Source organism: Leifsonia sp. 2MCAF36 (genome assembly GCF_052115525.1).
Lineage (GTDB): Bacteria > Actinomycetota > Actinomycetes > Actinomycetales > Microbacteriaceae > Leifsonia.
Genome location: NZ_JBFRGV010000001.1, coordinates 518,781 through 542,517 on the forward strand (window position 1 = coordinate 518,781; position 23,737 = coordinate 542,517).

29 protein-coding genes are annotated in these 23,737 nt (G+C 68.3%); 13 read left to right on the forward strand and 16 right to left on the reverse strand.

The window, feature by feature from the left end; translation table 11 throughout:
- Positions 1 to 30: 30 nt before the first annotated feature.
- A complete protein-coding gene (locus tag AB4079_RS02365) occupies positions 31 to 354 on the reverse strand; it encodes a PLDc N-terminal domain-containing protein (protein ID WP_441785903.1) in 324 nt (107 codons plus the stop codon).
- Positions 355 to 542: 188 nt separating this feature from the next.
- Here AB4079_RS02365 and AB4079_RS02370 point away from each other — a divergent pair, with 188 nt between their 5' ends.
- On the forward strand, positions 543 to 1,397 hold the full coding sequence (locus AB4079_RS02370) for a PPK2 family polyphosphate kinase (protein ID WP_441785668.1): 855 nt from the start codon (positions 543 to 545) through the stop codon (positions 1,395 to 1,397).
- A 34-nt stretch (positions 1,398 to 1,431) separates the two neighbouring features.
- Here AB4079_RS02370 and AB4079_RS02375 read toward each other — a convergent pair whose 3' ends face one another.
- Positions 1,432 to 2,658 (reverse strand): isochorismate synthase, encoded by a 1,227-nt coding sequence (locus AB4079_RS02375; RefSeq protein WP_441785669.1) that lies wholly within the window; start codon positions 2,656 to 2,658, stop codon positions 1,432 to 1,434.
- Positions 2,659 to 2,845: 187 nt separating this feature from the next.
- On the opposite strand from AB4079_RS02375, the gene AB4079_RS02380 reads away from it, so the two are divergent.
- Together AB4079_RS02380 and AB4079_RS02385 are read left to right on the forward strand one after the other, a co-directional pair.
- Positions 2,846 to 3,514, forward strand: coding sequence for a GntR family transcriptional regulator (locus tag AB4079_RS02380; protein WP_441785670.1), 669 nt, complete (start codon positions 2,846 to 2,848; stop codon positions 3,512 to 3,514).
- On the forward strand, positions 3,514 to 4,215 hold the full coding sequence (locus AB4079_RS02385; RefSeq protein ID WP_441785671.1) for a GntR family transcriptional regulator: 702 nt from the start codon (positions 3,514 to 3,516) through the stop codon (positions 4,213 to 4,215). The genes AB4079_RS02380 and AB4079_RS02385 overlap by 1 nt, the downstream gene beginning before the upstream one ends.
- A gap of 4 nt (positions 4,216 to 4,219) precedes the next feature.
- Here AB4079_RS02385 and AB4079_RS02390 read toward each other — a convergent pair whose 3' ends face one another.
- From AB4079_RS02390 to AB4079_RS02410, 5 genes are all read right to left on the reverse strand, one after another.
- Positions 4,220 to 4,519 carry a Dabb family protein gene (locus AB4079_RS02390; RefSeq protein ID WP_441785672.1) on the reverse strand — a complete coding sequence of 100 codons (300 nt, stop codon included), beginning with the start codon at positions 4,517 to 4,519 and terminating at the stop codon, positions 4,220 to 4,222.
- Positions 4,516 to 4,779: a glutaredoxin family protein gene (locus AB4079_RS02395; RefSeq protein ID WP_441785673.1), complete on the reverse strand. Its 264-nt coding sequence runs from the start codon at positions 4,777 to 4,779 to the stop codon at positions 4,516 to 4,518. The genes AB4079_RS02390 and AB4079_RS02395 overlap by 4 nt, the downstream gene beginning before the upstream one ends.
- Before the next feature lie 70 nt (positions 4,780 to 4,849).
- A complete protein-coding gene (locus AB4079_RS02400; RefSeq protein ID WP_003792170.1) occupies positions 4,850 to 4,948 on the reverse strand; it encodes a 30S ribosomal protein bS22 in 99 nt (32 codons plus the stop codon).
- Positions 4,949 to 5,017: 69 nt separating this feature from the next.
- Positions 5,018 to 5,230, reverse strand: a complete 213-nt coding sequence (locus AB4079_RS02405) for a helix-turn-helix domain-containing protein (protein ID WP_441785674.1) — start codon at positions 5,228 to 5,230, stop codon at positions 5,018 to 5,020.
- A gap of 36 nt (positions 5,231 to 5,266) precedes the next feature.
- Entirely contained in the window at positions 5,267 to 5,692 is a 426-nt protein-coding gene (locus AB4079_RS02410) for an ArsR/SmtB family transcription factor (protein WP_441785675.1), read from the reverse strand.
- Between the two features lie 83 nt (positions 5,693 to 5,775).
- Here AB4079_RS02410 and AB4079_RS02415 point away from each other — a divergent pair, with 83 nt between their 5' ends.
- From AB4079_RS02415 to AB4079_RS02425, 3 genes are all read left to right on the forward strand, one after another.
- Positions 5,776 to 7,212, forward strand: a complete 1,437-nt coding sequence (locus AB4079_RS02415) for a TrkH family potassium uptake protein (RefSeq protein ID WP_441785676.1) — start codon at positions 5,776 to 5,778, stop codon at positions 7,210 to 7,212.
- The gene (locus AB4079_RS02420) at positions 7,205 to 7,876 is read left to right on the forward strand and encodes a potassium channel family protein (RefSeq protein ID WP_441785677.1); all 672 of its coding nucleotides are present in this window, start codon (positions 7,205 to 7,207) and stop codon (positions 7,874 to 7,876) included. Before AB4079_RS02415 ends, AB4079_RS02420 begins: the two co-directional genes overlap by 8 nt.
- A 143-nt stretch (positions 7,877 to 8,019) precedes the next feature.
- Positions 8,020 to 8,907 carry a hypothetical protein gene (locus tag AB4079_RS02425; protein ID WP_441785678.1) on the forward strand — a complete coding sequence of 296 codons (888 nt, stop codon included), beginning with the start codon at positions 8,020 to 8,022 and terminating at the stop codon, positions 8,905 to 8,907.
- A gap of 60 nt (positions 8,908 to 8,967) precedes the next feature.
- Here AB4079_RS02425 and proC read toward each other — a convergent pair whose 3' ends face one another.
- Positions 8,968 to 9,813 (reverse strand): pyrroline-5-carboxylate reductase, encoded by an 846-nt coding sequence (gene proC / locus AB4079_RS02430; protein WP_441785679.1) that lies wholly within the window; start codon positions 9,811 to 9,813, stop codon positions 8,968 to 8,970.
- 23 nt (positions 9,814 to 9,836) lie between these two features.
- Here proC and AB4079_RS02435 point away from each other — a divergent pair, with 23 nt between their 5' ends.
- Together AB4079_RS02435 and AB4079_RS02440 are read left to right on the forward strand one after the other, a co-directional pair.
- Complete coding sequence (locus AB4079_RS02435) at positions 9,837 to 10,799, forward strand: cation diffusion facilitator family transporter (RefSeq protein ID WP_441785680.1); 963 nt, start codon at positions 9,837 to 9,839, stop codon at positions 10,797 to 10,799.
- Entirely contained in the window at positions 10,796 to 11,497 is a 702-nt protein-coding gene (locus tag AB4079_RS02440) for a glutamine amidotransferase (RefSeq protein ID WP_441785681.1), read from the forward strand. Before AB4079_RS02435 ends, AB4079_RS02440 begins: the two co-directional genes overlap by 4 nt.
- Before the next feature lie 9 nt (positions 11,498 to 11,506).
- Here the strand turns inward: AB4079_RS02440 and tadA are convergent, their stop codons facing one another.
- Positions 11,507 to 11,974, reverse strand: coding sequence for a tRNA adenosine(34) deaminase TadA (tadA, locus tag AB4079_RS02445; protein WP_441785682.1), 468 nt, complete (start codon positions 11,972 to 11,974; stop codon positions 11,507 to 11,509).
- Positions 11,975 to 12,024: 50 nt separating this feature from the next.
- Here tadA and upp point away from each other — a divergent pair, with 50 nt between their 5' ends.
- Complete coding sequence (gene upp, locus AB4079_RS02450) at positions 12,025 to 12,657, forward strand: uracil phosphoribosyltransferase (RefSeq protein WP_441785683.1); 633 nt, start codon at positions 12,025 to 12,027, stop codon at positions 12,655 to 12,657.
- A gap of 381 nt (positions 12,658 to 13,038) precedes the next feature.
- Positions 13,039 to 13,791: a winged helix-turn-helix domain-containing protein gene (locus tag AB4079_RS02455; RefSeq protein ID WP_441785684.1), complete on the forward strand. Its 753-nt coding sequence runs from the start codon at positions 13,039 to 13,041 to the stop codon at positions 13,789 to 13,791.
- A gap of 109 nt (positions 13,792 to 13,900) precedes the next feature.
- Here the strand turns inward: AB4079_RS02455 and AB4079_RS02460 are convergent, their stop codons facing one another.
- The 5 genes from AB4079_RS02460 to AB4079_RS02480 form a co-directional block, all read right to left on the reverse strand.
- Positions 13,901 to 14,725, reverse strand: a complete 825-nt coding sequence (locus AB4079_RS02460) for an ABC transporter permease (RefSeq protein ID WP_441785685.1) — start codon at positions 14,723 to 14,725, stop codon at positions 13,901 to 13,903.
- Entirely contained in the window at positions 14,722 to 15,735 is a 1,014-nt protein-coding gene (locus AB4079_RS02465; RefSeq protein WP_441785686.1) for an ABC transporter ATP-binding protein, read from the reverse strand. Before AB4079_RS02465 ends, AB4079_RS02460 begins: the two co-directional genes overlap by 4 nt.
- A 148-nt stretch (positions 15,736 to 15,883) precedes the next feature.
- Positions 15,884 to 16,555 (reverse strand): PadR family transcriptional regulator, encoded by a 672-nt coding sequence (locus AB4079_RS02470; RefSeq protein WP_441785687.1) that lies wholly within the window; start codon positions 16,553 to 16,555, stop codon positions 15,884 to 15,886.
- 94 nt (positions 16,556 to 16,649) lie between these two features.
- Positions 16,650 to 17,174 carry a class I SAM-dependent methyltransferase gene (locus AB4079_RS02475; RefSeq protein WP_441785688.1) on the reverse strand — a complete coding sequence of 175 codons (525 nt, stop codon included), beginning with the start codon at positions 17,172 to 17,174 and terminating at the stop codon, positions 16,650 to 16,652.
- A complete protein-coding gene (locus AB4079_RS02480; RefSeq protein ID WP_441785910.1) occupies positions 17,074 to 17,448 on the reverse strand; it encodes a hypothetical protein in 375 nt (124 codons plus the stop codon). Before AB4079_RS02480 ends, AB4079_RS02475 begins: the two co-directional genes overlap by 101 nt.
- 333 nt (positions 17,449 to 17,781) lie before the next feature.
- Between AB4079_RS02480 and AB4079_RS02485 the strand changes: the two genes are divergently transcribed.
- The 3 genes from AB4079_RS02485 (at position 17,782) to AB4079_RS02495 (ending at position 21,297) form a co-directional block, all read left to right on the forward strand.
- Positions 17,782 to 18,246, forward strand: a complete 465-nt coding sequence (locus AB4079_RS02485; protein ID WP_441785689.1) for a MarR family winged helix-turn-helix transcriptional regulator — start codon at positions 17,782 to 17,784, stop codon at positions 18,244 to 18,246.
- Positions 18,247 to 18,373: 127 nt separating this feature from the next.
- Positions 18,374 to 20,650, forward strand: a complete 2,277-nt coding sequence (locus tag AB4079_RS02490) for a transglycosylase domain-containing protein (protein WP_441785690.1) — start codon at positions 18,374 to 18,376, stop codon at positions 20,648 to 20,650.
- A 62-nt stretch (positions 20,651 to 20,712) separates the two neighbouring features.
- Positions 20,713 to 21,297 carry a TetR/AcrR family transcriptional regulator gene (locus AB4079_RS02495; protein WP_441785691.1) on the forward strand — a complete coding sequence of 195 codons (585 nt, stop codon included), beginning with the start codon at positions 20,713 to 20,715 and terminating at the stop codon, positions 21,295 to 21,297.
- A gap of 3 nt (positions 21,298 to 21,300) precedes the next feature.
- Here AB4079_RS02495 and AB4079_RS02500 read toward each other — a convergent pair whose 3' ends face one another.
- The gene (locus AB4079_RS02500; RefSeq protein ID WP_441785692.1) at positions 21,301 to 21,774 is read right to left on the reverse strand and encodes an SRPBCC family protein; all 474 of its coding nucleotides are present in this window, start codon (positions 21,772 to 21,774) and stop codon (positions 21,301 to 21,303) included.
- Between the two features lie 37 nt (positions 21,775 to 21,811).
- Positions 21,812 to 23,521 carry an alpha-glucosidase gene (locus AB4079_RS02505; RefSeq protein WP_441785693.1) on the reverse strand — a complete coding sequence of 570 codons (1,710 nt, stop codon included), beginning with the start codon at positions 23,519 to 23,521 and terminating at the stop codon, positions 21,812 to 21,814.
- Positions 23,522 to 23,737: the final 216 nt, after the last annotated feature.

Here is a 23,737-nt window from a genome sequence, read left to right on the forward strand (position 1 = left end):
CACCCGGTGACCGGCGCGTCCACACGCCACTCAGTACCGCTGTCCCAGCGCTTTGGCGCGCAACGCGTCGAACTCCCCACTGCTGATCACGCCCTGATTGAGCAGCGCCTGTGCGCGCTCGATATCCGCCGCCGGTGTCGCGGAGGCCGTCGGATGCTGACCCCAGGTGTCGTCCTCCGGCACCGTCGCCCGGCGCGCCAGGTTGCGCTGCGCCATCCCCCGACCGCGCGCGATCAGGTAGACGAGCAACGCGATCACGGGCACGAACACCAGGAAGATCACCCACACGGCCTTCCACCATCCGTTCAGCTCCTGATCCCGGAACAGGTCCACCAGGACCGTGAACAGCACCATCAGGAATGCGACGAACGCGAAGATCCAGAAGACGTAAAGAAACACACTCCAGAACGAGTTCACCTCGGCCTCCTCCACTCGGGCACACCGTAGTGCGGCGCCGACGACCGCGGCTAGCAGTCATTTCACGCGACCCTGCGGAACGACGGCGGGACTACCATGGGCGTCCCGACGACGAGGAGGCGGCTGTGAGCGACCAGAAGCATTGGAGCGCAGAACCGTACGAGTTGCTGAGGGTGCAGCCGGGTTTCCGCCTGTCCGAACAGCGCACCGACGGGACGCCCGGCTTCGACGGCGACAAGAAGTCAGGCGAGAAGGCGCTGGCCCGCGGCGGTGAGCGCCTCGCCGATCTGCAGGAGCAGCTCTTCGCGTGCGGCCGGGAGGGTGAACCGCGCTCCGTGCTCCTCGTCCTGCAGGCGATGGACACCGCGGGAAAGGGCGGCATCGTCTCCCACGTCATCGGCGCGATGAACCCGGGAGGCGTCCACTATGCCGGCTTCGGCAAGCCCACCCCCGAAGAGCTGGCCCACGACTTCCTCTGGCGGGTGTGGAGGGAGGTGCCCGCAGCCGGGCAGGTCGGCGTTTTCGACCGTTCCCACTACGAGGACGTCCTGATCGGCCGCGTCCGCGAGCTGGCGTCGGCTGAGGAACTGGAGCGGCGGTACGGCGCCATCAACGCGTTCGAGAAGGAACTCGCCCAGTCCGGCACCGCGGTCATCAAAGTGATGCTGCACCTGGGCAAGGACGAGCAGAAGAAACGACTCGCGTCCCGACTGGAACGGCCGGACAAGTACTGGAAGTTCAACCCCGCCGACGTCGACGAACGCCTGCGCTGGGACGCCTACCAGGAGGCGTACCAGGTCGTCTTCGACCGCACCGACTCCGCCTACGCGCCGTGGTTCGTGGTCCCAGCAGACCACAAGTGGTACGCCCGCATCGCGGTCCAGCAGCTCCTCATCCACGCCCTCGAGGGTCTCGACCTCGAGTGGCCACAGCCCGACTACGACGTCGAGGAGCAGAGGCGGCGCTTGGAGCAGTCCTGACAGTCAACGCCGGACCTCAGCCGAACGCCGGACCTCAGCCGAACGCCTCCACGATCGGCCGGAACTTCATCGTGGTCTCAGCCAGCTCCCGCTCGGGGTCCGAGTCCGCGACGATGCCCGCGCCCGCGTAGGCCGTCAGGTCCCCGCTCGACGTCACCTGGGCGCAGCGCAGCGCGATCGCCCACTCGCCGTCGCCGTCGCCGCCGACCCAACCGACCGGACCGGCATAACGCCCGCGGTCGAACGGCTCCAGTTCGCGGATGAGAGCGAGCGCCTCGGTGCGCGGGGTACCGGCCACGGCGGCCGTCGGGTGGAGGGCGGACGCGAGGTCGAGCGAGCTGGACCCGTCGCTCAGCAGACCGGCGATGTCGGTCGCCAAGTGCCAGAGGTTGGGCAGCTTGAGGGTGAAAGGCTCGTCGCTGGCGGCCAGGTCCGCACTGTGCGGGCGCAGCGCATCCATCACGCTCGTGACGGCGAAGCGGTGCTCGCCCTGGTCTTTCGCGCTGGCGATCAGCTCGGCCGCGGCGGCAGCATCCTGTTCCGCGTCAGGGCCGCGGGAGATCGTCCCGGCGAGGACGCGCGCCGTCACCGTGCCGTGGTGGACGCGGACCAGCGTCTCCGGCGACGACCCGACCAGGCCATCCACCGCGAAGGTCCAGCAGTCCGGATAGCCGAGAGCGAGGTCCACGAGCGCGCGCCGCAGATCGGACTCCACCGGCAGGTGGCCCCGCAGGTCGCGGGCCAGCACCACCTTCGAGAGGTCGCCCTCGCGGATGCGCTCGACGGCGCCCGCGACGGCCGACCGGTAGCCGTCCGCGCCGAGTCCGCCAGGGAGGAGGTTGAGCCGGTACTCGTCGCCGAACGCCGTGGGACGCGGCAGCGCGGACGCCGCGGGCTCACCGGCACGTCGAATGCGCGTCACCCAGCTGCGGCTGCCCCGGCGGCCGACCACGAACTCCGGAACGATGAGTGTGCTCGTCGCGGCGCTCTCGTCGTCGAAGGCGAAGGTTCCGAAGGCGACCAGGCCGGTGCCGGGCGTCCGCACGGAATCGTCGACGGTCGCGGCCGCCGTCGTCGCACGCCACGCGGCAGACGCCTGCTCGATGCGGTCGGGTCCGGTGAAGTCGAGCCGCAGCACCTCGCCGATCCCGGCCATCCCCTCTCCTTTGCGCAGCCAGAGCAGGGGCGTGCGGGAGTCGAGAAAGGGGATGAGCTGGCGGACGTCATCGAGCGGTGTGGTCTCGGCCTCCAGGACCGTCACGCCAGTCTCCCGCCGAGCGGTCGGAGCTGATCTCACCGGACCAGCCTACGCCCGGCACGCTGAGTGGCCGTTGGGCGACGGGTGGGCGCTCCGTGGAGTTCGGGGCGCCCGTCCGGAACAGGATGTGCGCCTTCGACACTCTGTACATCAGACCCGCGACCGATCGACCGGGATGTAACATTCATTTATGCCCGTTCCCGTGACCGAAGCCGCCAGCCCGCGCCGGCTCATCCGTGACGAAGTCTTCTTCCGCCTCCTCGACGCCATCGTCGACGGCGACCTGCTTCCCGGCGAACAGCTCTACGACGCCGAGATCGAGCGGTGGGTCGGAGTCTCCCGAACGCCCGTCCGCGAAGCGCTCAACCAGCTCGCCGCGATGGGGCTCGTCGAGATCCTGCCCCAGCGACGCACGCGCGTCACGCCGATCGAGCCCGAGCGCCTGCGCGACCTGATCGCAACCGTCGGGGTTCTCGTCGCCGGCGTGGTCCGGGATGCCACCCCCCTGCTCACCGACGTCGACCGCGCGGCGTTGCGCGCGGAGACCGACGGTGACGCTGCCGCCGTCATCCGGACCGGCCTCTCCGCCGACGGCTTCCTCGGCATATTCCTCCGTCGCTTCGACAACGGAACCGTCGCCCGGCTGCTGAAGCGCCACCTGCCCGAAATGCAGCGCGCGCTCAACGCATCCCGGTCGGGAGCAGCGTTCACCAAAGCTCGCCCCGCCGTGAAGGCTCTGATCGACGCCGCCACGGCCGGCAAGGCCGACAAGGCCGGCCGCGCCGCCATGGACCTGTTCGACAAGGCGCTCGTCACCATCGCCGACGAATTCGCCACCTCCCAGAAGGAGAGCCGCTGATGCCGTTGCCCGTGAGCGATACCGCCCCCGTCGAGCGCCGGCTCCTGCGCGACGTGGTCTACACCCGCCTCTATGACGGCATCCTCGACGGCACGCTCGAGCCGGGCGAGACCCTCCTCGACGAGAAGCTGACCGCGTGGCTGGGCGTCTCCCGCACGCCGATCCGCGAAGCGCTCATGAAGCTCGCCGACATCGGACTGGTCGAGATGGCCCCGAACCGGTACACCCGCGTGGCGCCCATCGATCTGAAGGCGATCGACGAGGCGATCTACGCGACCGGCCTCCTCCACGAGCATGCGGCGCGCACGATCGTGCCGACGCTCGACGGCGCTGTCGTGACCCGCATGGAGAAGGCGCACAAGGACGCCCGCAAGGCAGCGAAGGGCCGCGACCTCCCGGCTCTCGGGCGCGCGTTCAACGACTTCTTCCTCGAGCTGGAGCGCGCGGGCCAGAACGGCGTGCTCGTCTCGGTGAGCGAGGGACTCAGCCCCCAGCTCCTCCGCTACATCTCGGTGTGGGAGACCCCGTTCGGCGTCGACGACCTGCCGGCCGCTCTGGCGGGCATCCTCGCCGCCGCGAAAGACCGCGACGGTGCCAAGGGCGGCGACCTGACCAGGGAGCTCTACGCGGGGAACCTGAAGCAGTTCCTCGACGACTACCGCCGACGCGACGCGGACATCGCGCAAAGCCCGGTCATCTGAGCCGTCACACCTCGTAGTCGACGGAGGCGCGCGAGGCGACCACCGAGCGGATGAACGCCGCGACCTCCAGGTGCGCAGGATGCTCCTGGTACGTCACGACGTCGTCCACGCTGTCGAAGTCGCTGATCAGCACGACGTCGAAATCGTTGGCGGGCACCACGTTCACGCCCACCTGCAGGAAACGGATCTGCGGGATCACGGCGGGGAGCGACTCCAAGCCGAGCTTTATCCCGGCCGCGTGCTGCGCGCGCTCAGCGTCATCGGGGGTCGCGAGCTTCCACGAGACGACGTGGCGGATGGTCATCGGGCCTCCAGAAGTGCTGTGCGCAGACGGTCGGGGTCGACCCGCCAGAAGGTGTGGACGCGTCCCTCGACGAGCACGACGGGGATCTCTTCCACATACCTCTCGTGGAGTTCCGCGTCCTGCAGGATGTCGCGCTCCTCCACCGTAACGACCGGACCGTCCGCGGGAAGGTCTGCGATCACCGAGGCGATGACGTCTCGGGCGTCATCGCACAGGTGGCAGCCCGGCTTGCCGATGAGGGTCAGGGAGACTCGGGACACGCATCCACTCTAAAGCACAGCAAAAAGCGCCGGACCGGACGGACCGACGCTTGAGCTGCAGACCGAGGGTCTACTTCTTGTTGCGACGCTGGTGGCGCGTCTTGCGAAGCAGCTTGCGGTGCTTCTTCTTCGCCATACGCTTGCGACGCTTCTTGATAACCGAACCCACGTGGACCTCACAAAGAATCAGGGGCATGCCGCGGGGACGCGGCGACACGAAGTGACAGTCTACCCGACGTCACGCCGAGTCCGCGACGTCGCTCTCCCGGACGGCGGCCGTGTGCAGCAACTGCTCGACGGCGGACTCAGGAACACGGAACGAGCGCCCGAAGCGGATGGCCGGCAGTTCGCCGGAGTGGACGAGCCGGTAAACGGTCATGCGGGAGACGCGCATCATGTCGGCCACCTCGGCGACCGTCACGAAACGCACATCCCTCAGATCGTGTGCCATCGTCCGCCTTCCTGCCCGCGATACTACTCGGGACGGTCAGTCCTTGCGCCACTTCTTCGGCGTGACCCGCTCGGTCGCCGACGAGACCCGGTGACGGGTGTCGGCGAGGACCTTGCCGACGGTGCTCGCGAACTCGCGGGTCTCCTCGGCCAGACGCACGCTCAGCGCGACATCCTCGTCGGATGCCGTGAACGGAATGACCCAGTCCTCGACCGCTTCGAGCGGCTCGGCATCCAGCCGGTAGTAGCGGTGCTGGCCGACTTCGCGGACCGCGACCAGCCCTGCCTCGCGCAGCACCTTCAGGTGCTTCGAAACGGTGGGCTGGCTCAGCTCCAGAGTCGCCACGATCTCCGAGACGGATATATCGCCCACGGCATGCGTCGCGTCCGAGCCGCGATCCAGCAGCACGCGCAGGATCTCGCGCCGCGTCGGGTCGGCGATCACGTCGAAGATGTCGGCCATGCTCACCAACCTAGTCATTCCCCCGACGCAGTACCATGTCCGAAGCCCGCCCCCGAGGAGGAAGACGACGGGATGGACCACACATGAGCACCATCCGGGCGGTCCCCGGCCGGGCCGCCTCGCCGGGGGCGCGCGTCCGCACCGTCGTCAACGGTTTCGCCGCGCGCAGCCCGTCCCGGTTCGCGATTCTCGTGTTCGCCCTGCTCATCCTCGTCTTCACGCTGCTGTTCTCGCTGCCGATCGCGTCGGCCAAAGGTCAGTGGACGCCGCTCGCCGACTCGCTGTTCACGGCCATGTCCGTCATCTGCGTCACCGGGCTCTCTACCGTCGACATGGCCACGCACTGGTCGTATTTCGGTCACCTGCTGGTCTACATCGGCGTGCAGGTGGGCGCCGTCGGGGTTCTGACCATGGCGTCCATCCTGGGCCTCGTCGTCTCGCGCAAGCTGGGCCTGCGCGCCAAGCTGATGGCCGCGAGCGACAGCAACCCACTCCGGATGCACGCGGGCCCGGTCGCCGAGGGACAGGCCGTTCGGCTGGGCGACGTCGGCAAGCTGCTGATCACGGTCGCCCTCAGCATGGTCGTCATCGAGGGCGCCGTCGCGCTGCTGCTGTTCCCGCGCATGCTGATCGCCGGGATCGACGTGGGCACCGCGGTCTGGGAGTCGATCTACTACTCGGCGATGGCGTTCACGAACACGGGATTCACGCCGAACGCCGAGGGCATCAACGCGTTCGCGACGGACTACTGGTTTCTCAGTGCTTTGATGATCGGCGTGTTCCTTGGGGCGATCGGGTTCCCGGTGATCCTCGCCGTGGCATCCAATCTGCGCGCGAAACGGCGCCGTTGGTCCATCCACGTGAAGCTGACGCTGCTGACCTCGGTGATCCTGCTCGTCGCCGGGGCCGTGCTGTACATCGTGCTCGAATACGACAACCCGAAGACGTTCGGCCACCTGGATGCCGGGCACACGGTGTTCCAGTCGCTGTTCCTCTCGACGATGGCGCGGTCGGGCGGCTTCGCGACGATCCCCATCGACGACCTGCACGGGTCGAGCCTGCTCGTCACCGACATGTTGATGTTCATCGGCGGCGGGTCCGCATCCACCGCCGGGGGCATCAAGGTGACCACGCTGGCTGTCCTCTTGCTGGCCGGGTTCGCCGAGGCGCGCGGCGTGGACTCGATGGATGCGTTCCGCCGACGCATCCCCATCGACGTCCTGCGCCTGTCGGTCGCCGTCGCACTGTGGGGCGCGACCGTCGTGGCCGTGTCGAGCATCCTGATCCTGCAGATCACCAAGGCGCCGCTCGATCACGTGCTGTTCGATGTCATCTCGGCCTTCGCGACCTGCGGGCTGTCGACCGGGCTGACCGAGAGACTGCCGGACGCCGGCGTCTACGTGCTGGCCGCCACCATGTTCTGCGGACGCGTTGGTACAGTGACACTCGCCGCAGCCCTCGCCCAGAGCCAGCGCCGGCAGCTGTACAGCAACCCGGAGGAGAGGCCGCTCGTTGGTTGACCGGATCAAGCACAACGCCCCCGTCCTGGTCATCGGCCTCGGCCGCTTCGGCGCCGCCACGGCCGGGCAACTGGACCGGCTCGGCCGCGAAGTGCTCGCCATCGACACGGATGCCGGGCTCGTGCAGAAGTGGGCCGACCGCGTCACGCACGCGGTGCAGGCGGACGCGCGATCGATCGAGACGCTGCGGCAGATCGGTGCGGAAGACTTCTCGATCGCGGTGGTCGCGGTCGGTTCGTCCATCGAAGCGAGCGTGCTGATCACGGCCAACCTGGTCGACCTCAAGGTGCAGCAGATCTGGGCGAAGGCGATCTCGAAGTCGCACGGCAAGATCCTGGAGCGCATCGGGGCGAACCACGTGATCTACCCGGAGGCCGAAGCCGGCGAGCGCGCGGCGCACCTGGTGTCCGGGCGCATGCTCGACTTCATCGAGTTCGACGACGACTTCGCGCTGGTCAAGATGTACCCGCCGAAGCCGATCCGCGACCTCCGGCTGGGCGAGTCCGGGGTGCGTTCCAAGTACAACATCACGGTGGTCGGCGTGAAGAGCCCGGGTCGCCCCTTCACCTACGCGACCGCCGACACCGTCGTCACCGACCACGACCTCGTCATCGTCTCCGGCGCCTCCGCCGACATAGAGCGCTTCGCCGCCCTCGACGCCTGACCCCCCTCCCCCTCCCCGCCCCCACCGTCGAGTACACACTTTCTGCACGCGACACGCCGCTGGGCCGTGCACTATTCGTGTACTCGACGGTGGGGGCTGTGGATAAGTGGGTTGCGCGAGGCGGGGGGCGCTTGAGTTGGGGGATGGACGAGAGCGGAGTCAGGGCGAAGCAGCTTCTCACAGAGGGGATGCCGCGGCGCGCGGTCTACGGGTCGCACCTTCATCGACCCTTCCACGGGATGCGGGCGGACGGGCCCGCCGAGACTCACCTCTCGCTGTGTCGGCAGGCAGCTGTGGTCCTCCCGGCGGAGGCCCTCTTCAGCCATCGGTCGGCGGCGGTCATTCACAGAATGCCGTTGCCCGGCTGGGCGGAGACCCGCAGCGTCGAAGTCGCGGTCTTCGAACCAGCTCGGCCGCCTCGGCGCAAAGGGGTGATCGCACACCAGCTCACTCCCGACGAACACCGGTGGTCGATCGTCGAAGGGCTTCGCGTCGTTGCCCCACAGGACGCCTGGGCGCAGCTCAGTTCACAATTGGCGGTCCCCGACCTCGTTGCGATCGGCGACTATCTGATCACCGGCGACGAGCCGTACTCCGGCACGCCCCCTCCCGCTACGATGCAGGACCTGGAGGCGGCGGCGCGGCGGCACGGGCGGCGGCGCGGGGTCACATCCCTCAGAGAAGCCCTCGGCAGGGTTCGCTACGGCTCCTTGTCCCCGCAGGAGTCGCGGCTTCGGCTTGCACTGGAGGATGCCGGCCTTCCCGCTCCGGCGCTCAATCATGTCGTCCGCTCTCCCGAGGGAGACCGAACGGAGGCGATGATCGACCTGGCGTACCCGGACGCCCTCGTGGCGATTGAATACCTCGGCGATCATCACCGCACCGACACTGCCGTGTACCGCAACGACATCCGCCGCCGCGAACGCCTTGTCGACCTCGGATGGGAGGTCATCTTCGTGACCGCCGCCGACCCCTTCGAGGCCGTCGCTCTCCGCGTCCGCCGAGCCCTCCACCGGTCGAGTACGCGATAACTACACGTTTTCGAGCCGGAACCGTGCAGTTTGTGTGGACTCGACGGTGGGGCCAGGGGGTTAGGAGGCGGCCAGCTCGCGGGCGCGGGTGAGGGCGGCGTCGGTTGCGCGGGCGAAGAGGGACGGGAGGTCGGCGGAGGACAGGACGGCGATCGCGCGCTCGGTGGTGCCGTTCGGGCTGGTGACGCGGCGGCGCAGCTCTGCCGGGTCCTCGCCCGACGAGACGAGGAGGGATGCCGCGCCGAGGAAGGTGCCGTTGACGAGTGTCGCCGCCTGCTCGGGCGTGAACCCCTTCTGGACGGCCGCGTCGGTCAGCGCCTCGATGAGGAGGAACACGTAGGCGGGACCCGACCCCGAGATCGTGCTCAGCGCATCCAGCTGCGCCTCCGGCACCTCGACCACTTCTCCGACCGTCTCGAACAGCGCACGGACGACCGCCACGTCCTCCGGGTGCGTGCGTGTGCCTGCGCTGATGCCGGTGACCGCCTTTCCGACGACCGCCGGAGTGTTCGGCATGGCCCGGATCACGGACACCGAGTCGGGCAGCAGCGACTCCATGGTCGCGGCGGTCACACCGGCCGCGACGCTCACGACGACGGTTCCCGGCGCGAGGGAGTCGCCGATCTCGCCGAGCAGATCGCGCACCATTCCCGGCTTGACCGCGACGATGACCACCTGCGCTCCGTCGACGGCCAGCCGGTTCGCGTCCGCCTGGTTGTCGGTCGCGTACGCCGTGACACCGGGGGTGCCGGCGAGCTCCGCCGCCCGCGCCTCCGACCGGTTGGTCACCCGGATCCCGGCGACTTCGACGCCCGGCGCGAGGAGTCCGCTGAGGATGGCCCGGCCCATCGAGCCCGCCCCCAGCATCGCGATGGTCGGGAGGGTCACGTTCTGCGCGTCGTCCATACCTCCATCCTAGGATTGGGGGCATGAGCGCATCAGGTGGAACCAGGGCCATCGTCGCCGCCTTCGCGGCCAACCTCGGGATCGCACTGACGAAGTTCATCGCGTGGGCGTTCTCCGGCTCCTCCTCGATGCTGGCCGAGGGCGTCCACTCGCTGGCGGACTCCGGCAACCAGCTGCTGCTGCTGCTCGGCGGCCGCCGCTCGCGGCGGGTTGCGGACCGGGAGCACCCGTTCGGCTACGGCCGCGAGCGCTACGTCTATGCCTTCGTCGTCTCGATCATCCTGTTCTCCGTCGGCGGCGTCTTCTCGATCTACGAGGGGGTGGAGAAGCTCACCCACCCGCACCCGCTCGAGAACGCCTGGCTGCCCATCGTGGTGCTGCTGATCGCCATCGGGCTGGAGTCCTTCTCGCTGCGCACCGCCGTCCACGAGTCGCGTCCGCACAAGAAGGGGATGTCGTGGCCGCAGTTCGTCCGCCGCGCCAAAGCTCCCGAGTTGCCGGTCGTGCTGCTGGAGGATGTGGCCGCCCTGATCGGCCTGGCCTTCGCTCTGATCGGCGTCGGCATGACGGTCATCACCGGCAACAGCGTGTGGGACGGCATCGGGACGGTGCTGATCGGCGCACTGCTGGTGACGGTCGCGATCATCCTGGGCATGGAGACGAAGAGCCTCCTCGTCGGGGAGGGAGCGACCGACGTCGACCTCGCGGCCATCGAGAAGGCGGTCACGAGCGGCACCGAGGTGGAGCGCATCATCCACATGAAGACGCTGTACCTGGGGCCGGAGGAGCTCATGGTCGCGGCCAAACTGGCGTTCTCCGGCGAGCACCGGCTCGCCGACGTGGCGGCTGCGATCGATGTCGTCGAGCGACGCATCCGCGAGGCCGTTCCCGCGGCCCGCGTCATCTACATCGAACCGGACGTCTGGATCGACCCCAACGACCAGGCGCCCGCCACCGACACGATCGTCATCAAAGGACTCGAGTGACCCGCACCGCCGTCATCCTCCAGCACGACCCGAGCATCCACCTGGGCAACATCGGCCCGGTACTGCGCGAGCACGGGTACGAGCTCAGGATCGTGGATGCGAGCAGCGAGGACGTCACCGCGATCGACCCCGAAGAGGCCGACCTCGTCGTCGTCCTCGGCGGCGAGATGGGCGCGTACCAGACGGACGAGTTCCCGTTCCTGGAGGCGGAGAAGCAGTTGCTGCGCACGCGGCTGGAGGCTCAACGCCCGACCCTCGGCGTCTGCCTGGGCGCCCAGCTGATGGCCGGGGCACTCGGTCAGCGCGTGTACCGGGGTGACACCATGCAGATCGGTTACCGGCGCGTCGAGCCCACCGAGGCCGGTGTGCAGTCACCGATCCGGCACTTCGACGGCGTCCCGGTGGTGGAGTGGCACGGCGACACCTTCGAGCTGCCGGAGCACGCCACCCTCCTCGCGTCGTCCAGCGACTACTCCAACGAGGCGTTCGCGCTCGGCGGGTACGGGCTCGCCGTCCAGTTCCATCCCGAGGTCACCGACGAGATGCACGAGGCCTGGGTAGCGGACGGATACAACGAGCTCGATGAGTTGGCCATCGACCCCGAGGCGCTCCGACGCGAGCGCGAACTGCATTCGGCACGGATGCAGGAGGCGTCGCGCGCAGCCTTCTCGGAGTGGCTGAGCAGCCTGCCCGCGTAGTTCCGTACGTCAGCGTTTGGCGCGGAAGAAGTCGAGCAGCACTTCGCCGCACTCCTCCGCCAGCACGCCCGCGAACACCTGCACCTGGTGGTTGAGCCGCCGGTCGCGCAGCACGTCGTACACCGACCCTGCCGCGCCCGCCTTCTCGTCCCAGGCGCCGAACACCACGGTCGGGATGCGCGCCGCGAGCACCGCGCCCGCGCACATGACGCAGGGCTCCAGCGTGACGACGAGGGTGCATCCCTCCAGGTGCCAGTCGTCTCGAGTCGCCGCCGCCTCCCGGAGCGCCAGCACTTCGGCATGCGCCGTGGGGTCGTGGCGGAGTTCGCGCTCGTTGCGGCCTGTTCCGATGACCTCGCCGTTCTCGTCCACGACGAGCGCCGCGACGGGCACATCGCCCGTTCCGAACGCGAGCCGGGCGTCGTCGAGCGCTCGGCGCATCCACTGCTCGTACGAGCTGGGAACGGTCAGGCTCACGGCGGTCCTTCCGGGGCGGGGTGCGGACGAGGTCGGCTAGCCTTGAGCCTATGCGAGTGCACGTTGCGGACCACCCACTCATCACCCACAAGCTGACGGTGCTCCGCGACAAGCGGACGCCCTCGCCGGTGTTCCGCCAGCTCACGGAGGAGCTGGTGACGCTGCTCGCCTACGAGGCCACCCGCGGGGTGCGGGTCCAGCCGGTCGAGATCGAGACCCCCGTGACGACGACGACGGGGGTCGCGCTGAGCGAGCCACGTCCGCTGGTCGTTCCCATCCTCCGCGCCGGACTCGGCATGCTCGAGGGGATGGTGCGGCTGATGCCCACCGCCGAGGTCGGGTTCCTCGGGATGGTGCGCAACGAGGAGACGCTGGAGCCGACGACGTATGCCGAGCGCCTCCCGATGGACCTCTCCGATCGGCAGTGCTTCGTGCTCGACCCGATGCTGGCCACCGGCGGCTCGCTGGGCGCCGCGATCGACTTCCTGTTCAAGCGCAACGCGGTCGACGTGACCGCCATCTGCCTGCTCGCCGCTCCGGAAGGCCTGGAGGCGCTGGAGAAGGCGACCGAGGGCCGTAACGTCACCATCGTCCTGGGGTCTCTCGACGAGCGGCTCAACGAGAACGGCTACATCGTCCCGGGCCTGGGCGACGCCGGGGATCGCCTCTACGGGACTGTGTAGCATCCCGCAATATTGCGTAATCATTTGACACCGCGCGTCATGATCGGTTTTACTGTCCAGCATGACTGACAACGCGCGTACCCTGACCTCCTTCGAGGCCCTTGGGAATGCCGGCATGATGATGGCCGGCCGCGACTCCGTCATGTGTTGCCGAATGTGCCGCTAATCTGACGACACTTCGCCGAGCAGCCGCCCTCCGACGCATCCCGTCGTGACCGGGCGAACGCTCCCCGGGAGCGCCACACTCACGCTCCTGCGCATCGGCCCCTCTTTGTAGGGCCAAACACGACACACTTCCCGCACAAATCCCTGCACCTCCGCCTACCCGCGGAGTCTCGTCGCACCGGGATGCGGAACATCATCTCTAAGGACGCGATCCCCATGTCTCTGGCCACCATCGACACCGCCTTCCCCCGCACCTCCACCGTCTCGCCGGTCAGCCCGGTCCGCCGCGCCGTCGCCCCGGCCGCCGCCGCCGCTCCTGCTCCCGTCGACTCGGCGCCGCGCATCCGTGCCGTCCCGGAGGGGACCGAGGCCCGCGGCTTCGTGCTCTACGTCGGCATCGACGAGGCGAAGGCCGCCGCCGACGGCACCGACCTCGGCCAGCTCGTGGAGGCCCTGAAGCGCCTCACCGCCGAGCTGTCGCCCTCCGCCGAGACCTACGCCGCCGTCGCTCTGGCCCCGGCCGGCGCCGGCGGACGCGACGTGGATGTGGTCCGCCTCGCTCTGCAGGACCCGTCGGCGATCGCCAAGCACCGCCAGACGGTCGCTGTGGACGAGGACGAGGACCGCGCCGCGTCCGGCGTCGTCGTCGACATCTCGCGCAAGCGCTTGGTGCTCGACAACCAGACGGTCGCCCTGACCTACAAGGAGTTCGAGCTGCTGCAGTACCTGGTGCTGCGCGAGGGCCGCACCATCGAGCGCTCCGAGCTGATCAGTTCGCTGTGGAGCGACGCCGACGAGGACGAGGTACCGAACGAGCGCACCATCGACGTCCACGTCCGCCGCCTCCGCTCGAAGCTGGCCCGCTACGAGGACATCGTGCGCACCGTCCGCGGCGTCGGCTACCGCTTCGACCGCCACGCCGACGTCTCCATCCGCTACGCGAGCGCCCCCTCCCCCGACCTGTTCTGACCCTTCCTCCCGTCCCCTCACCATCGCTTCCTCACTTGATCCGGGTTCCGACCGCGTGTCGGCGGAATAATCGAGGAAGCGATGGCTGCGCGACGAGGGAGCAGGGCGGTCAGGTGGCGCGCTGGTAGGCGCGGAAGGCGCTCGTCGCCCAGGCGGCCATGACCACGGCCAGGGCCGCCAGCAGGCCGGCGTGCGCCCACAGGGACGCCCAGTCGGGATGCGCACTCAGCGCCTGACGGCCGACGATCACCGCCCACTCGAACGGGTTGTACGCTGCGACGTTCTGCACCCACTCCGGCGACAGCTTCGTGTTCATGATCGCCGAGCTGAGGAACATCAGCGGCAGCGTGATCAGCTGCGAGATGCCGATCAGCGCTGTCTGTTCCCGTGCCAGCAGGGCGACCGCGTTGGACAGCGAGCAGAACACGGCCGTCAGCAGCACAACGCCGAGGAGCAGCAGCAGGATGCCGACAACTCCGCCTTCGAAGCGTGCGCCCGCCCAGAACGCGATCGCCAGCACGATGAGCGACTGCGCCACGGCGAGGATCGACTGGTACACCAGCGTGGCCACGATCATCGCCGTGCGGTTCGTGGGCGACGTGAGGAAGCGGTCCATCACTCCGCGGTCCATGTCCTGGATGTAGACGGTGCCCGACCACGCGCTCCCGAACAGCGCGAGCATCATCACGACGCCGGGCGTCAGGTACTCTAGGTAGCTCTCCCCCACACCGAAACCGGGGATGTCGATGACCGACTTGAAGAGCTGGCCGAACAGCAGCAGCCAGATCACCGGCTGCACCAGGTTCATGACCAGGAACACGGGCATCCGCCAGGCGGCACGCAGCTGGCGTGCCGTGAGCAGCAGCGTGTGCGAGAAGAACGTCGGGCCGCTACGGCGCAGCGACCGGGATGGGCTGAGGGCTGCAGTGGTCATGATGCGTTCTCCAGGACGAACTCGGCGGACTCCTGCGCCCGCGTGAAGGTGCGGCCGGTGTGCCGCAGGTAGACGTCGTCCAGGCTTGGCCGGGCGACGGTGGCGGAGGCGACGGCGACGCCGGCGGCCTCCAGGGCGGCGAGCGCGAGCGGCAGGGTCGCCGCGCCGTTGTCGGCGCGGGCGCGCAGCGTCCTGCCGTCCCCGCCGACCTCGCGGAGCGCATCCACCCGCTGCAGGGCGGCCAGTCCGGTAAACGGGTCGGCGTCGCCGGCGAGCTCGACGATGACGGCGTCGCCGCGGAGGTCGTTCTTGAGCTCCTCCGGAGTGCCCCCGGCGACGACGCGGCCGTGGTCGACGATGGCGAGGCGGTCCGCAAGGCGGTCCGCCTCGTCGAGGTAGTGCGTCGTGAGCAGAACGGTCAGCTGTTCGGCGGTGGTCATCCGCTCCAGCTCCAGCCACAGCTCGGTCCGCGCCTCCGGGTCGAGCCCGGTCGTCGGCTCGTCGAGGAACAGCACCTCCGGCCGGTGCATCAGGCCGATCGCCACATCCAGCTTCCGGGACATGCCGCCGGAGTACGTCTTGACCTGCCGACGGGCGTGGTCGGTGAGGCCGAACCGGTCGAGCAGCTCCCGCGCACGGGCGGTCGCCTCCCTCCCGGAGAGCCCCTGCAGGCGGCCGGCCAGCACGAGGTTCTCGAGGCCCGTGTCGGACGGGTCGGAGACCGGCTTCTGCGCCACGAACCCGATGGCGCGGCGCACACGCGAGGGATGCCGGGCGACGTCGACGCCCGCGACGAACGCGGTCCCCGAGTCGGGCCGGGTGAGCGTGGACAGGATCTTCATGGTGGTGGACTTGCCGGCACCGTTGGGGCCGAGAAGTCCGAAGACGGTACCCGCCTGGACCTCGAAGCCGAGGTCGTCGAGCGCGCGGACGGGAGGCTTGCCTCGCCCTCCGCTGTAGGTCTTCACGAGGTGGTCGGCGACGAGCGCCGACCCGGATGCGGTTGCCATGGTGGCTTTCCTTTCTTTTTGATGGCCAGCCACCGGCACGGGATATCCTTGAAGACAGCCCTCGGTGACTGTTGACGCAGGTTCCTTGACGGAACGACTGAAGGTGTGGATGGCCGGAGAGTTGCCGCTCTCCGGCCATCGTTCTGTGTCAGCGGTACAGGTCGGCCGCCTCCTGCCCGAAGTCGCCGCCGGCGATGCGGCCGATCAGCTCCTCCATCCCGACGCCGTCGGAGAGCAACTGATGCAGTTGCTCCCAGGAGGTGTAGCCGCCGATGGAGCGGTCACGGATGCGCGCGGCGAGGTCGGCGACGAACGCGCGCTCGGCCTCCATCACCGCCAGGCGGTAGTGGGATTCGACCATGAAGAGCTCAGGGAGCCCATTGTTCTGCTCGTGGATTTCGCGGCGCGCGGCGAGGTCGAGGTCCAGTCGGTCGCGCCTGCCTTCGAGGAGGTCAGCCGCGGTCTGCGGCGGAAGCATGGGCAGGAGCGACAGCCCCGTCTCTATCGCCGGGTACTCCTTCACCGGGACCTCGACCAGTTCGCGCAGCCACTGCTCCGCTTCGAGCCGACCCGTGTCGGTGATCGAGTAGACCACGCGCTCCGGGCGATTGCCCTCGCGCTCCGTCTGTGCCACCCGGATGAACCCGTGCTTCTCGAGCGACTTGATCACCGAGTAGAGCGACCCGAAGTTCAGGCGGATGCTGTCCTCCTTGCCGCGCTCGCGCATGGTCGTGGTCATCTCGTACGGGTACATCGGACGCTCCCAGAGGCAGGCGAGAACGGCCAGCGCTAGCGGGTTGGACACTGCGCGCTTCGTCATGGCTCACCTCCGAATGTTGATTACTCGAAACAGAGTATTCGATTCCGAGTGGTTAAGTCCAGGTGTTTGTCCGAATGGTGGGACAGGCGCGGTGTCAGCGTGTGAACGCGCGGAAGAAGATCGTCTGCACCGGGGTGGTCGCCGGGGCAGGTCCGAACTCGCGCTCCAGCCGACGAGCGACCTCCTCGATCAGCGCATCGAGGTCGGCGGACCGCCGCCGCAGCTGGTCGGCGACCGGGTTGCCGGCGATCAGTCCGTCGGCGAATTCGGCCCAGGAGGCGACGGGCGCGTCATGCGGAACGATGTCGACTCGCACGCGGCCGAAGCCGGTCGACTGCGCGACGTCGCGGAGCCGGTTCACATCGCTCAGCCCGAACGGCACCCGGTAGAAGGGAGGCGGGTCGTCCGGGTAGGTCTCCGTCAGCAGGCCGTCGGTGATGGCGGCGAAGCGATTCTTGGCATGGCTGTCCCACACCGAGAAGTGGAAGACACCACCGGGAGCAAGAACGCGCCGGGCTTCACGGAAGGCGGCATCCAGATCCGGGACGAACATGATGCCAAACTGACATGCCACGACGTCGAAGCTCCCATCGGGGAACGGCAGGTCCTGCACATCCACGACCTCGACCCGGGTCGTCGGCGGAACCTTGGCGCGCGAACTGCAGCATTCCGTCGTTCAGGTCGGTAATCACGAGCTCGGCGTCCGGGTTGTGCTCGACGATCGCGGCCGAGGAGATTCCGGTGCCCGCGGCGGTCTCGAGGATGCGGCGGGGTCGGCTCTCGGCGATCGCTCGACCGAACACGTCGGCATAGTGACGGAAGATCACCGGCCCGAGGCCGGAATCGTAGTGAGCGGGAATGGAACCCGAGAAGCCCGCGGCGTCGTCGTCCACGTGCCCGAGAGTACCTCCCGCGAGTTCGCTCAGGGACGCATAGAAAATTCGCAGAAAAAATAACGACTTGATAACTAGCTGCCGTTACCTCTTCGTTATATAGTTCAAGAGCAATGGTTGTTTGCTGTGGCAGCCATCGCGGAATGTGATTGCAGGACACTCTTGGTGCAAGGGAGAGGGCCGGCCGCTAGCCTCTGCGGTCGGCCCTCAATCTTTGTTCGGCGCCGCTCCTCTCACTGTCCCCTCCGCTCGGCCCGTGGTGGCACGGATGTCGCCCCGACGCTCATGATGAGAAGATGCGAATGCATTGAGCACGAGCCGGAGGGATGAGCCATGAGCGAGACGGCGACGCAGAACCCCACCAACCGTTCCCGTGTGAGCGCCGTTGCCGCCTGGGAGTCGCTCTTCCGCGCACAGGTCGCGGTGATGCGCACGCTGGCCGCCGAGTTTCCCACGCGGGACATCTCGTTCAACGAGTACGACGTGCTGTTCAACCTCTCGCGCCAGCCGGACCGCGAGCTCCGGCTTCGCGACCTCAACAAGCACGTGCTGCTCACGCAGCCCAGCGTCAGCCGGCTCGTCGACCGCCTGGTGGCACGAGGCCTCGTGTGCAAGGAGCCCGAGCCGACGGACGCGCGCGGCACGGTGATCCGCCTGACGGAGACCGGGTTCGCCATGTTCCGCCGGGTGGCCGTCGACCACATGAAGACCATCAACGACCGCGTAGGCGGCCGGCTGAGTCCGGAGGAGCTCGAGACCCTCGCGCAGCTCTGCGACAAGCTGCGCGACGCGGAGTGACCTTTCCGTCCACCGTTCGCCGGACCTTCGCTCAGCCCCCAACCTGAGCGCCCGCCTCCCGGAGCCGTCACACCCGACGCGTATCATTGCCGCCACGGATGAACGGTCTCTACGAGGGAGAAGACGCATGAGATGGGGATGGGCGCCTGCGCTTGTCGGCTTCGTCGCACTGAGCGGCCTGGCGGGCGTGCTGGCAGCGGCGGCGGTCACGCCTGCGGTGGCATTGACCGGCTCTGCGGCAGACTCCACCATCAGCGTCTTCGACGGCCTTCCCGAGTACGTCAAGGTCGAGCCGCTCGCGCAGGCCTCCACGATGTACGCGGTCAGCAATGGTCAGCAGGTCCCCATCGCGTCGTTCTACTCCCAGAACCGCATCGAAGTGGGCTGGGACGCCATCTCCCAGAACCTGAAGGATGCGGCCGTCGCGACGGAGGACCCGCGCTTCTACGAGCACGGCGGCGTCGACGTCACGGGCACGCTCCGCGGCGCAGTGCTCACGGCGCTGCACAAGTCGGTGCAGGGCGGCTCGTCGATCACCCAGCAGTACGTGAAGAACATCCTCGTGCAGCGCTGCGAGAACAAGCAGCCCGACCCGACCGCCTCTGATGCCGTGCAGAAGAAGCAGGAGACGGCCTACCAGGCCTGCTACGACGACGCGACGAAGGTCGACCCCTCCCGCAAGCTCAAAGAGATGCGCTACGCGATCGGGCTCGAGAAGGAGTACTCCAAGAACGACATCCTGCAGAGCTATCTCAACATCGCTCTGTTCGGTGGTCGCGTGTACGGCGTCCAGTCCGCTGCCCAGTACTACTTCGGTGTGTCGGCGAACGACGTGAACGTGCAGCAGGCCGCGACCCTCATCGCCATCCTGAACAACCCGGACAACCTGCGCATCGACAAGCCCGACAGCAAGGAGAACGGCGCCGCCAACGGGTATAAGGAGACCCTCGACCGTCGCAACTACGTGCTCGATCGGATGCTCGCGAACGGCAAGATCACCAAGGAGGAGCACGACGCTGCGCGTGCGACGAAGGTGGAGCCGAAGATCACGCCGACTCAGAACGGCTGTATGACGGCGCAGCAGTACAACGCAGCGTTCTTCTGCGACTACGTCGAGCGGATCATCGAGCAGGACCCGATCTTCGGCAAGTCGGAGGACGACCGCTCCAGCTTCCTGAACCGCGGCGGCCTGAAGATCTACACGACCCTCAACCTCGACCTGCAGAACCAGGCGCAGTCGGCGGTGAGTGCCTACATCCCGGCATCCGATCCCCGGCTCGACCTCGGCTCGTCGAACGTCTCGGTCGAGGTCGGCACGGGCCGGGTCGTCACGATGGTGCAGAACCGTCAGTACGACAACACCGCGCAACCGGCTCCCACGACGACGGCGGTCAACTACAACACCGACTACGCCTACGGCGGCTCGGAAGGCTTCCAGACCGGATCTTCATACAAGGCGTTCGACCTCTTGGAATGGCTGCAGGAGGGCCACTCGCTCTACGAGACGGTCAACGGGTCGCAGCACCTCTTCCCGCAGACCCTGTTCCACTCCAGCGAGCCGTGCAACGACATCGGCGGGTCGCCATGGCCGGTGGCGAACGACGAAGGCGAGTCGGTGAGCGCCACGACGGTGATGAACGCGACAGCCCAGTCCATCAACTCGATCTTCGCCATGATGGCGACCAAGCTCGACCTGTGCGGCATCAAGCAACGGGCGCAAGACCTCCTGGTCCATGGTGCTGATGAGCAGCAGAACCGCTTCATGGCGAATCCGTCCTCGGTGCTCGGCACCAACTACATCGCCCCGCTGACAATGGCGACGGCGTACGCGGGCATCGCCAACAACGGCGTCGCATGCAGCCCGATCGCGATCGACAAGGTCGTCGCAGCCGACGGAACACAGCAGCCGGTGCCCAAGTCGACCTGCTCGTCGACACCGATCAACCCGCAGGTCGCAGCAGCCGCCATCTACGCCCTGCAGGGCGTCCTGCGCGGCGGCGGCACGGCGGCTTCCGCGAATCCCGGCGACGGCGTGCCGATCTTCGGCAAGACGGGCACGACCGACAACTCTGTCGAGAACTGGCTGGTGACCTCCACGACGCGGGTCGCCCAGGCGACCTGGGTGGGCAACGTCGAGGGAGGTGTGGCGCTCCGAAGCGTGAGCTTCCAGGGGATCGGCGGTGGAAACGTGAAGTTCGCGATCGCCAAACGGATCCTCACGGCGCTGAACGGAGTGTACGGAGGCGCAGCCTTCCCCTCGCCGAACGGAAAGTACACGACGGCCCCGGTGGCGCCGAAGCCGCCTGCGGCGCCCGCCGCGCCGGCACAGCCCGCACAGCCTGCGCCCAACCCTGGCGGAGGCCAGGGAAACGGCGGAGGACCGGGCAACCCGCACAAGCCGTAGGGCCTGCCGCCATCCGAGAGATCACTAGTCATCCGGCGCGATATTCGGACTAGTGTTATGGCGTGGGACGCACTCCGGATCCGAACCGCAAACCCGAGCTCCTCGGGCGGATCATGGAGCACGTCGCGACGGAGCCGCTCTCGCGGATGACCTTCCGGAGTCTGGCGAGCGCGCTGGGCGTCAGCACCTACTCCTTCGTCTACCACTTCGGGTCCCGCCAGGAGATGATCGACGCCATCCTCGCGGAGGGCGTGCGTCAGCAGTCCGAGTCGATGACTGGGGTCGACGTGACGGCATTCGACAGGGACCAGTTCCGCGACTGGTACAAGGAGGCGTTCCGCCGATCCCTGCGCGAGGACAACCGGACGGCGCTCCGGCTCCAGTTCGAAGCCGGCGCCCTGGAGCCCGTGGACCCCGACATCGGGAAACGGGTCACCACCTCGTTCCTCCAGTGGCGCGACACGGTCAAGACGTGGCTCAAGAAGCAGGGTGTCGAGACCCGCCGGGCCGGGGTCCTCTCGCACTGGCTGGTCGACTCGGCCGCCGGGCTGCATTTCGGCTTCCTGATCGGCGGCGACCGCAACGGCACCGTCCAGGCCTTCGACGTCTTCCTCAGCGCGTTCCTGCGCGAGGCGTTCGGCGACTGACCCCTACCGAGCCTCGCGCTCGGCAACCGTCTTCACGCCCTCCAGCATCCGCGCCCAGTTCGCCTGGGAGTGCTCCGCCGCCTCACGGGTCGGGTTGTTGTCCTGGTCGAGCGTGATCCGCGTCCCGTCGGGCAGCTCATCCAGCTCGAAGCGGAGGGTGTGGTAGTTCTCGGGTTCGTCGGGGAGACCGCTCAGCGGGCTGAAGTGGGTGAGCACGATCCGCCAGGGGTCCTCCCGGTCCTCCAGCTCGATCACGCGACCGTGGTCCTCGAACGCGGTGCCCTGCCACTCGCCGCGCCACACGATCTCCGACCCGAGCCGCCAGTCGGAGACGACCTCCGCGCCGAACATGATCTCGGGACGCGCGCCGTTCGACGTCAGCACCTCCCACACGGCACGGCGCGGCGCCGCCACGTCGACCTCCGCCCGAGCCACGTACTCGCCCATCGCCGCCTCCCGCCGTCGCCTGTCGCCCATCCCACACCCGTCGCGGCGCGCGCGCAAGGCTCGAACGTCAGCCGCGGGCGAGGACGACGGCCTCCCACGGGCGCAGCCTGCCGGCGTCGATGACGGACCCGCCGGAGGCACCTAGGTTCGTCAGCACCACTTCCGCCTCGCGCCAGCCGGGAAGGGCCGCGCTGTCGAAGGCCGCCTCGGCCCCGCTCAGGTTCGCGAGCACCAGGAGGGACCGGTCGCCGAGCGAGCGCGTGTAGGCGAACACCTGCGGATGCTCGGTGAGCACCAACTCGTAGTCGCCGGTCGCCACGACCTCCGATCGGTGCCGTAGCGCGATCAGGGCGCGGTAGTGGGCGAAGACCGAGTCGTCGTCGGCGACCTCCGCCTCTGCGTTGATCTCGGCGGCGTTGGGGTTCACTGAGATCCAGGGTGTCCCCGCGGTGAAGCCGGCGTTCGGCCCGGCGGTCCACTGCATGGGCGTGCGTGCGTTGTCGCGACTGGTCCGGCGGAGCGCCGCGAGCACCTCGTCCGGCGACGCACCCAGGATGTCGACCGCCTCGGCGTAGTGGTTCAGCGACTCGATGTCGCGGAAGTCGTCGATCGCGGCGAACGGGACGTTCGTCATCCCGAGCTCCTCGCCCTGGTAGACATACGGGGTGCCGCGCATCAGGTGCAGCACGGTTCCGAGTGCCTTCGCAGAGGCCACCCGGTGCACGCCGTCGTCGCCGAAGCGGCTGACCACGCGCGGCTGGTCGTGGTTGTTCCAGTAGAGGCTGTTCCAGCCGACCTCGGCGAGTCCCTCCTGCCACTTGCTCAGGTTGCGCTTGAGGTCGAGCACGGTCACCGGGCGGTGGTCCCACTTGCCGCCGGGGCCGTGGTCCAGGTCGACGTGCTCGAACTGGAACACCATGTCCAACTCGCCGCTGCGCGGGTCCGTGAACCGCCGGGCCTGCTCGATGTCGACGCCCGGCATCTCGCCGACGGTCAGGTAGCGGTCACCCCGCCCGAGGAAGACCCGCTCGTGCATCTCGTGCAGGAACTCGTGGATGCGCGGCCCCTGCCCGTAGTACGGATACCCGTCGCCGAACAGCGAGCCTTCGGGGATCGCGCCGTCGGGCAGGTCGGTGACCTTCGAGATGTAGTTGATGACGTCCATCCGGAACCCATCGACGCCGCGGTCGAGCCACCAGTTCATCATGTCGTAGACGGCCGCGCGCATCTCCTGGTTCTCCCAGTTGAGGTCGGGCTGCTTCCGCGAGAAGAGGTGGAGGTAGTACTCACCCGTCTGCGGATCCAGCTGCCAGGCGGGGCCCGAGAAGGCTGAGCCCCAGTTGTTCGGCTCAGCGCCCTGCTCCCCCGGCTGCCGGCCGTCGCGCGGGGGCCGCCACCAGTACCAGTCGCGCTTCGGGTTGTCGGTGGACGACGCCGACTCGATGAACCAGGGGTGCTCGTCGGAGGTGTGGTTGACGACGAGGTCCATGACGAGCTTCATTCCGCGGGCGTGCAGTCCTTCCAGCAGCTCGTCGAAGTCGCCGAAGGTGCCGAACAACGGGTCGATCGCGCGGTAGTCGCTGATGTCGTACCCGTTGTCGTCGTGGGGGGAGGCGTAGATCGGCGACAGCCAGACGACGTCCACGCCCAGCAGTTTCAGGTAGTCGAGGTGCTGGATCACGCCCTTCAGGTCGCCGATCCCGTCACCGTCGCTGTCCGCGAAGCTCCGCGGGTAGACCTGATAGACAACGGCCGACTGCCACCACTTGTCGCTCACGCGCCCACCCTACCCGGGCAGGGTGCAGGACTGTGCGGAGAACCCGGTCGTGGAACGCCGGGGCAGGCGGAAGCGGAGGAAGCTGCGATCGGGCCAGTCGGTCCGTCCTCCGTTTCGCCGCGGGCGGCGGCGTGTCGCACGCGGACTCCTCCGTCTCCCGCGATGCAGAAGAGGGACGCGACCGCCGAGACCCCCGTTGCGGCGGTGCAGGAAAGG

Excerpts from the sequence above, each read along its gene's own strand:
- AB4079_RS02465 (WP_441785686.1), bottom strand. The coding sequence starts at position 15,735 with ATGGCAACCGCATCCGGGTCGGCGCTCGTCGCCGACCACCTCGTGAAG.
- AB4079_RS02405 (WP_441785674.1), bottom strand. The coding sequence starts at position 5,230 with ATGGCACACGATCTGAGGGATGTGCGTTTCGTGACGGTCGCCGAGGTG.
- upp (WP_441785683.1), top strand. The coding sequence starts at position 12,025 with ATGCGAGTGCACGTTGCGGACCACCCACTCATCACCCACAAGCTGACG.
- AB4079_RS02470 (WP_441785687.1), bottom strand. The coding sequence starts at position 16,555 with ATGACGAAGCGCGCAGTGTCCAACCCGCTAGCGCTGGCCGTTCTCGCC.
- AB4079_RS02365 (WP_441785903.1), bottom strand. The coding sequence starts at position 354 with ATGGTGCTGTTCACGGTCCTGGTGGACCTGTTCCGGGATCAGGAGCTG.
- AB4079_RS02435 (WP_441785680.1), top strand. The coding sequence starts at position 9,837 with ATGAGCGCATCAGGTGGAACCAGGGCCATCGTCGCCGCCTTCGCGGCC.
- AB4079_RS02415 (WP_441785676.1), top strand. The coding sequence starts at position 5,776 with ATGAGCACCATCCGGGCGGTCCCCGGCCGGGCCGCCTCGCCGGGGGCG.
- AB4079_RS02455 (WP_441785684.1), top strand. The coding sequence starts at position 13,039 with ATGTCTCTGGCCACCATCGACACCGCCTTCCCCCGCACCTCCACCGTC.
- proC (WP_441785679.1), bottom strand. The coding sequence starts at position 9,813 with ATGGACGACGCGCAGAACGTGACCCTCCCGACCATCGCGATGCTGGGG.
- AB4079_RS02485 (WP_441785689.1), top strand. The coding sequence starts at position 17,782 with ATGAGCGAGACGGCGACGCAGAACCCCACCAACCGTTCCCGTGTGAGC.
- AB4079_RS02385 (WP_441785671.1), top strand. The coding sequence starts at position 3,514 with ATGCCGTTGCCCGTGAGCGATACCGCCCCCGTCGAGCGCCGGCTCCTG.
- AB4079_RS02390 (WP_441785672.1), bottom strand. The coding sequence starts at position 4,519 with ATGACCATCCGCCACGTCGTCTCGTGGAAGCTCGCGACCCCCGATGAC.
- AB4079_RS02500 (WP_441785692.1), bottom strand. The coding sequence starts at position 21,774 with ATGGGCGACAGGCGACGGCGGGAGGCGGCGATGGGCGAGTACGTGGCT.
- AB4079_RS02460 (WP_441785685.1), bottom strand. The coding sequence starts at position 14,725 with ATGACCACTGCAGCCCTCAGCCCATCCCGGTCGCTGCGCCGTAGCGGC.
- AB4079_RS02490 (WP_441785690.1), top strand. The coding sequence starts at position 18,374 with ATGAGATGGGGATGGGCGCCTGCGCTTGTCGGCTTCGTCGCACTGAGC.
- AB4079_RS02380 (WP_441785670.1), top strand. The coding sequence starts at position 2,846 with ATGCCCGTTCCCGTGACCGAAGCCGCCAGCCCGCGCCGGCTCATCCGT.
- AB4079_RS02410 (WP_441785675.1), bottom strand. The coding sequence starts at position 5,692 with ATGGCCGACATCTTCGACGTGATCGCCGACCCGACGCGGCGCGAGATC.
- AB4079_RS02425 (WP_441785678.1), top strand. The coding sequence starts at position 8,020 with ATGGACGAGAGCGGAGTCAGGGCGAAGCAGCTTCTCACAGAGGGGATG.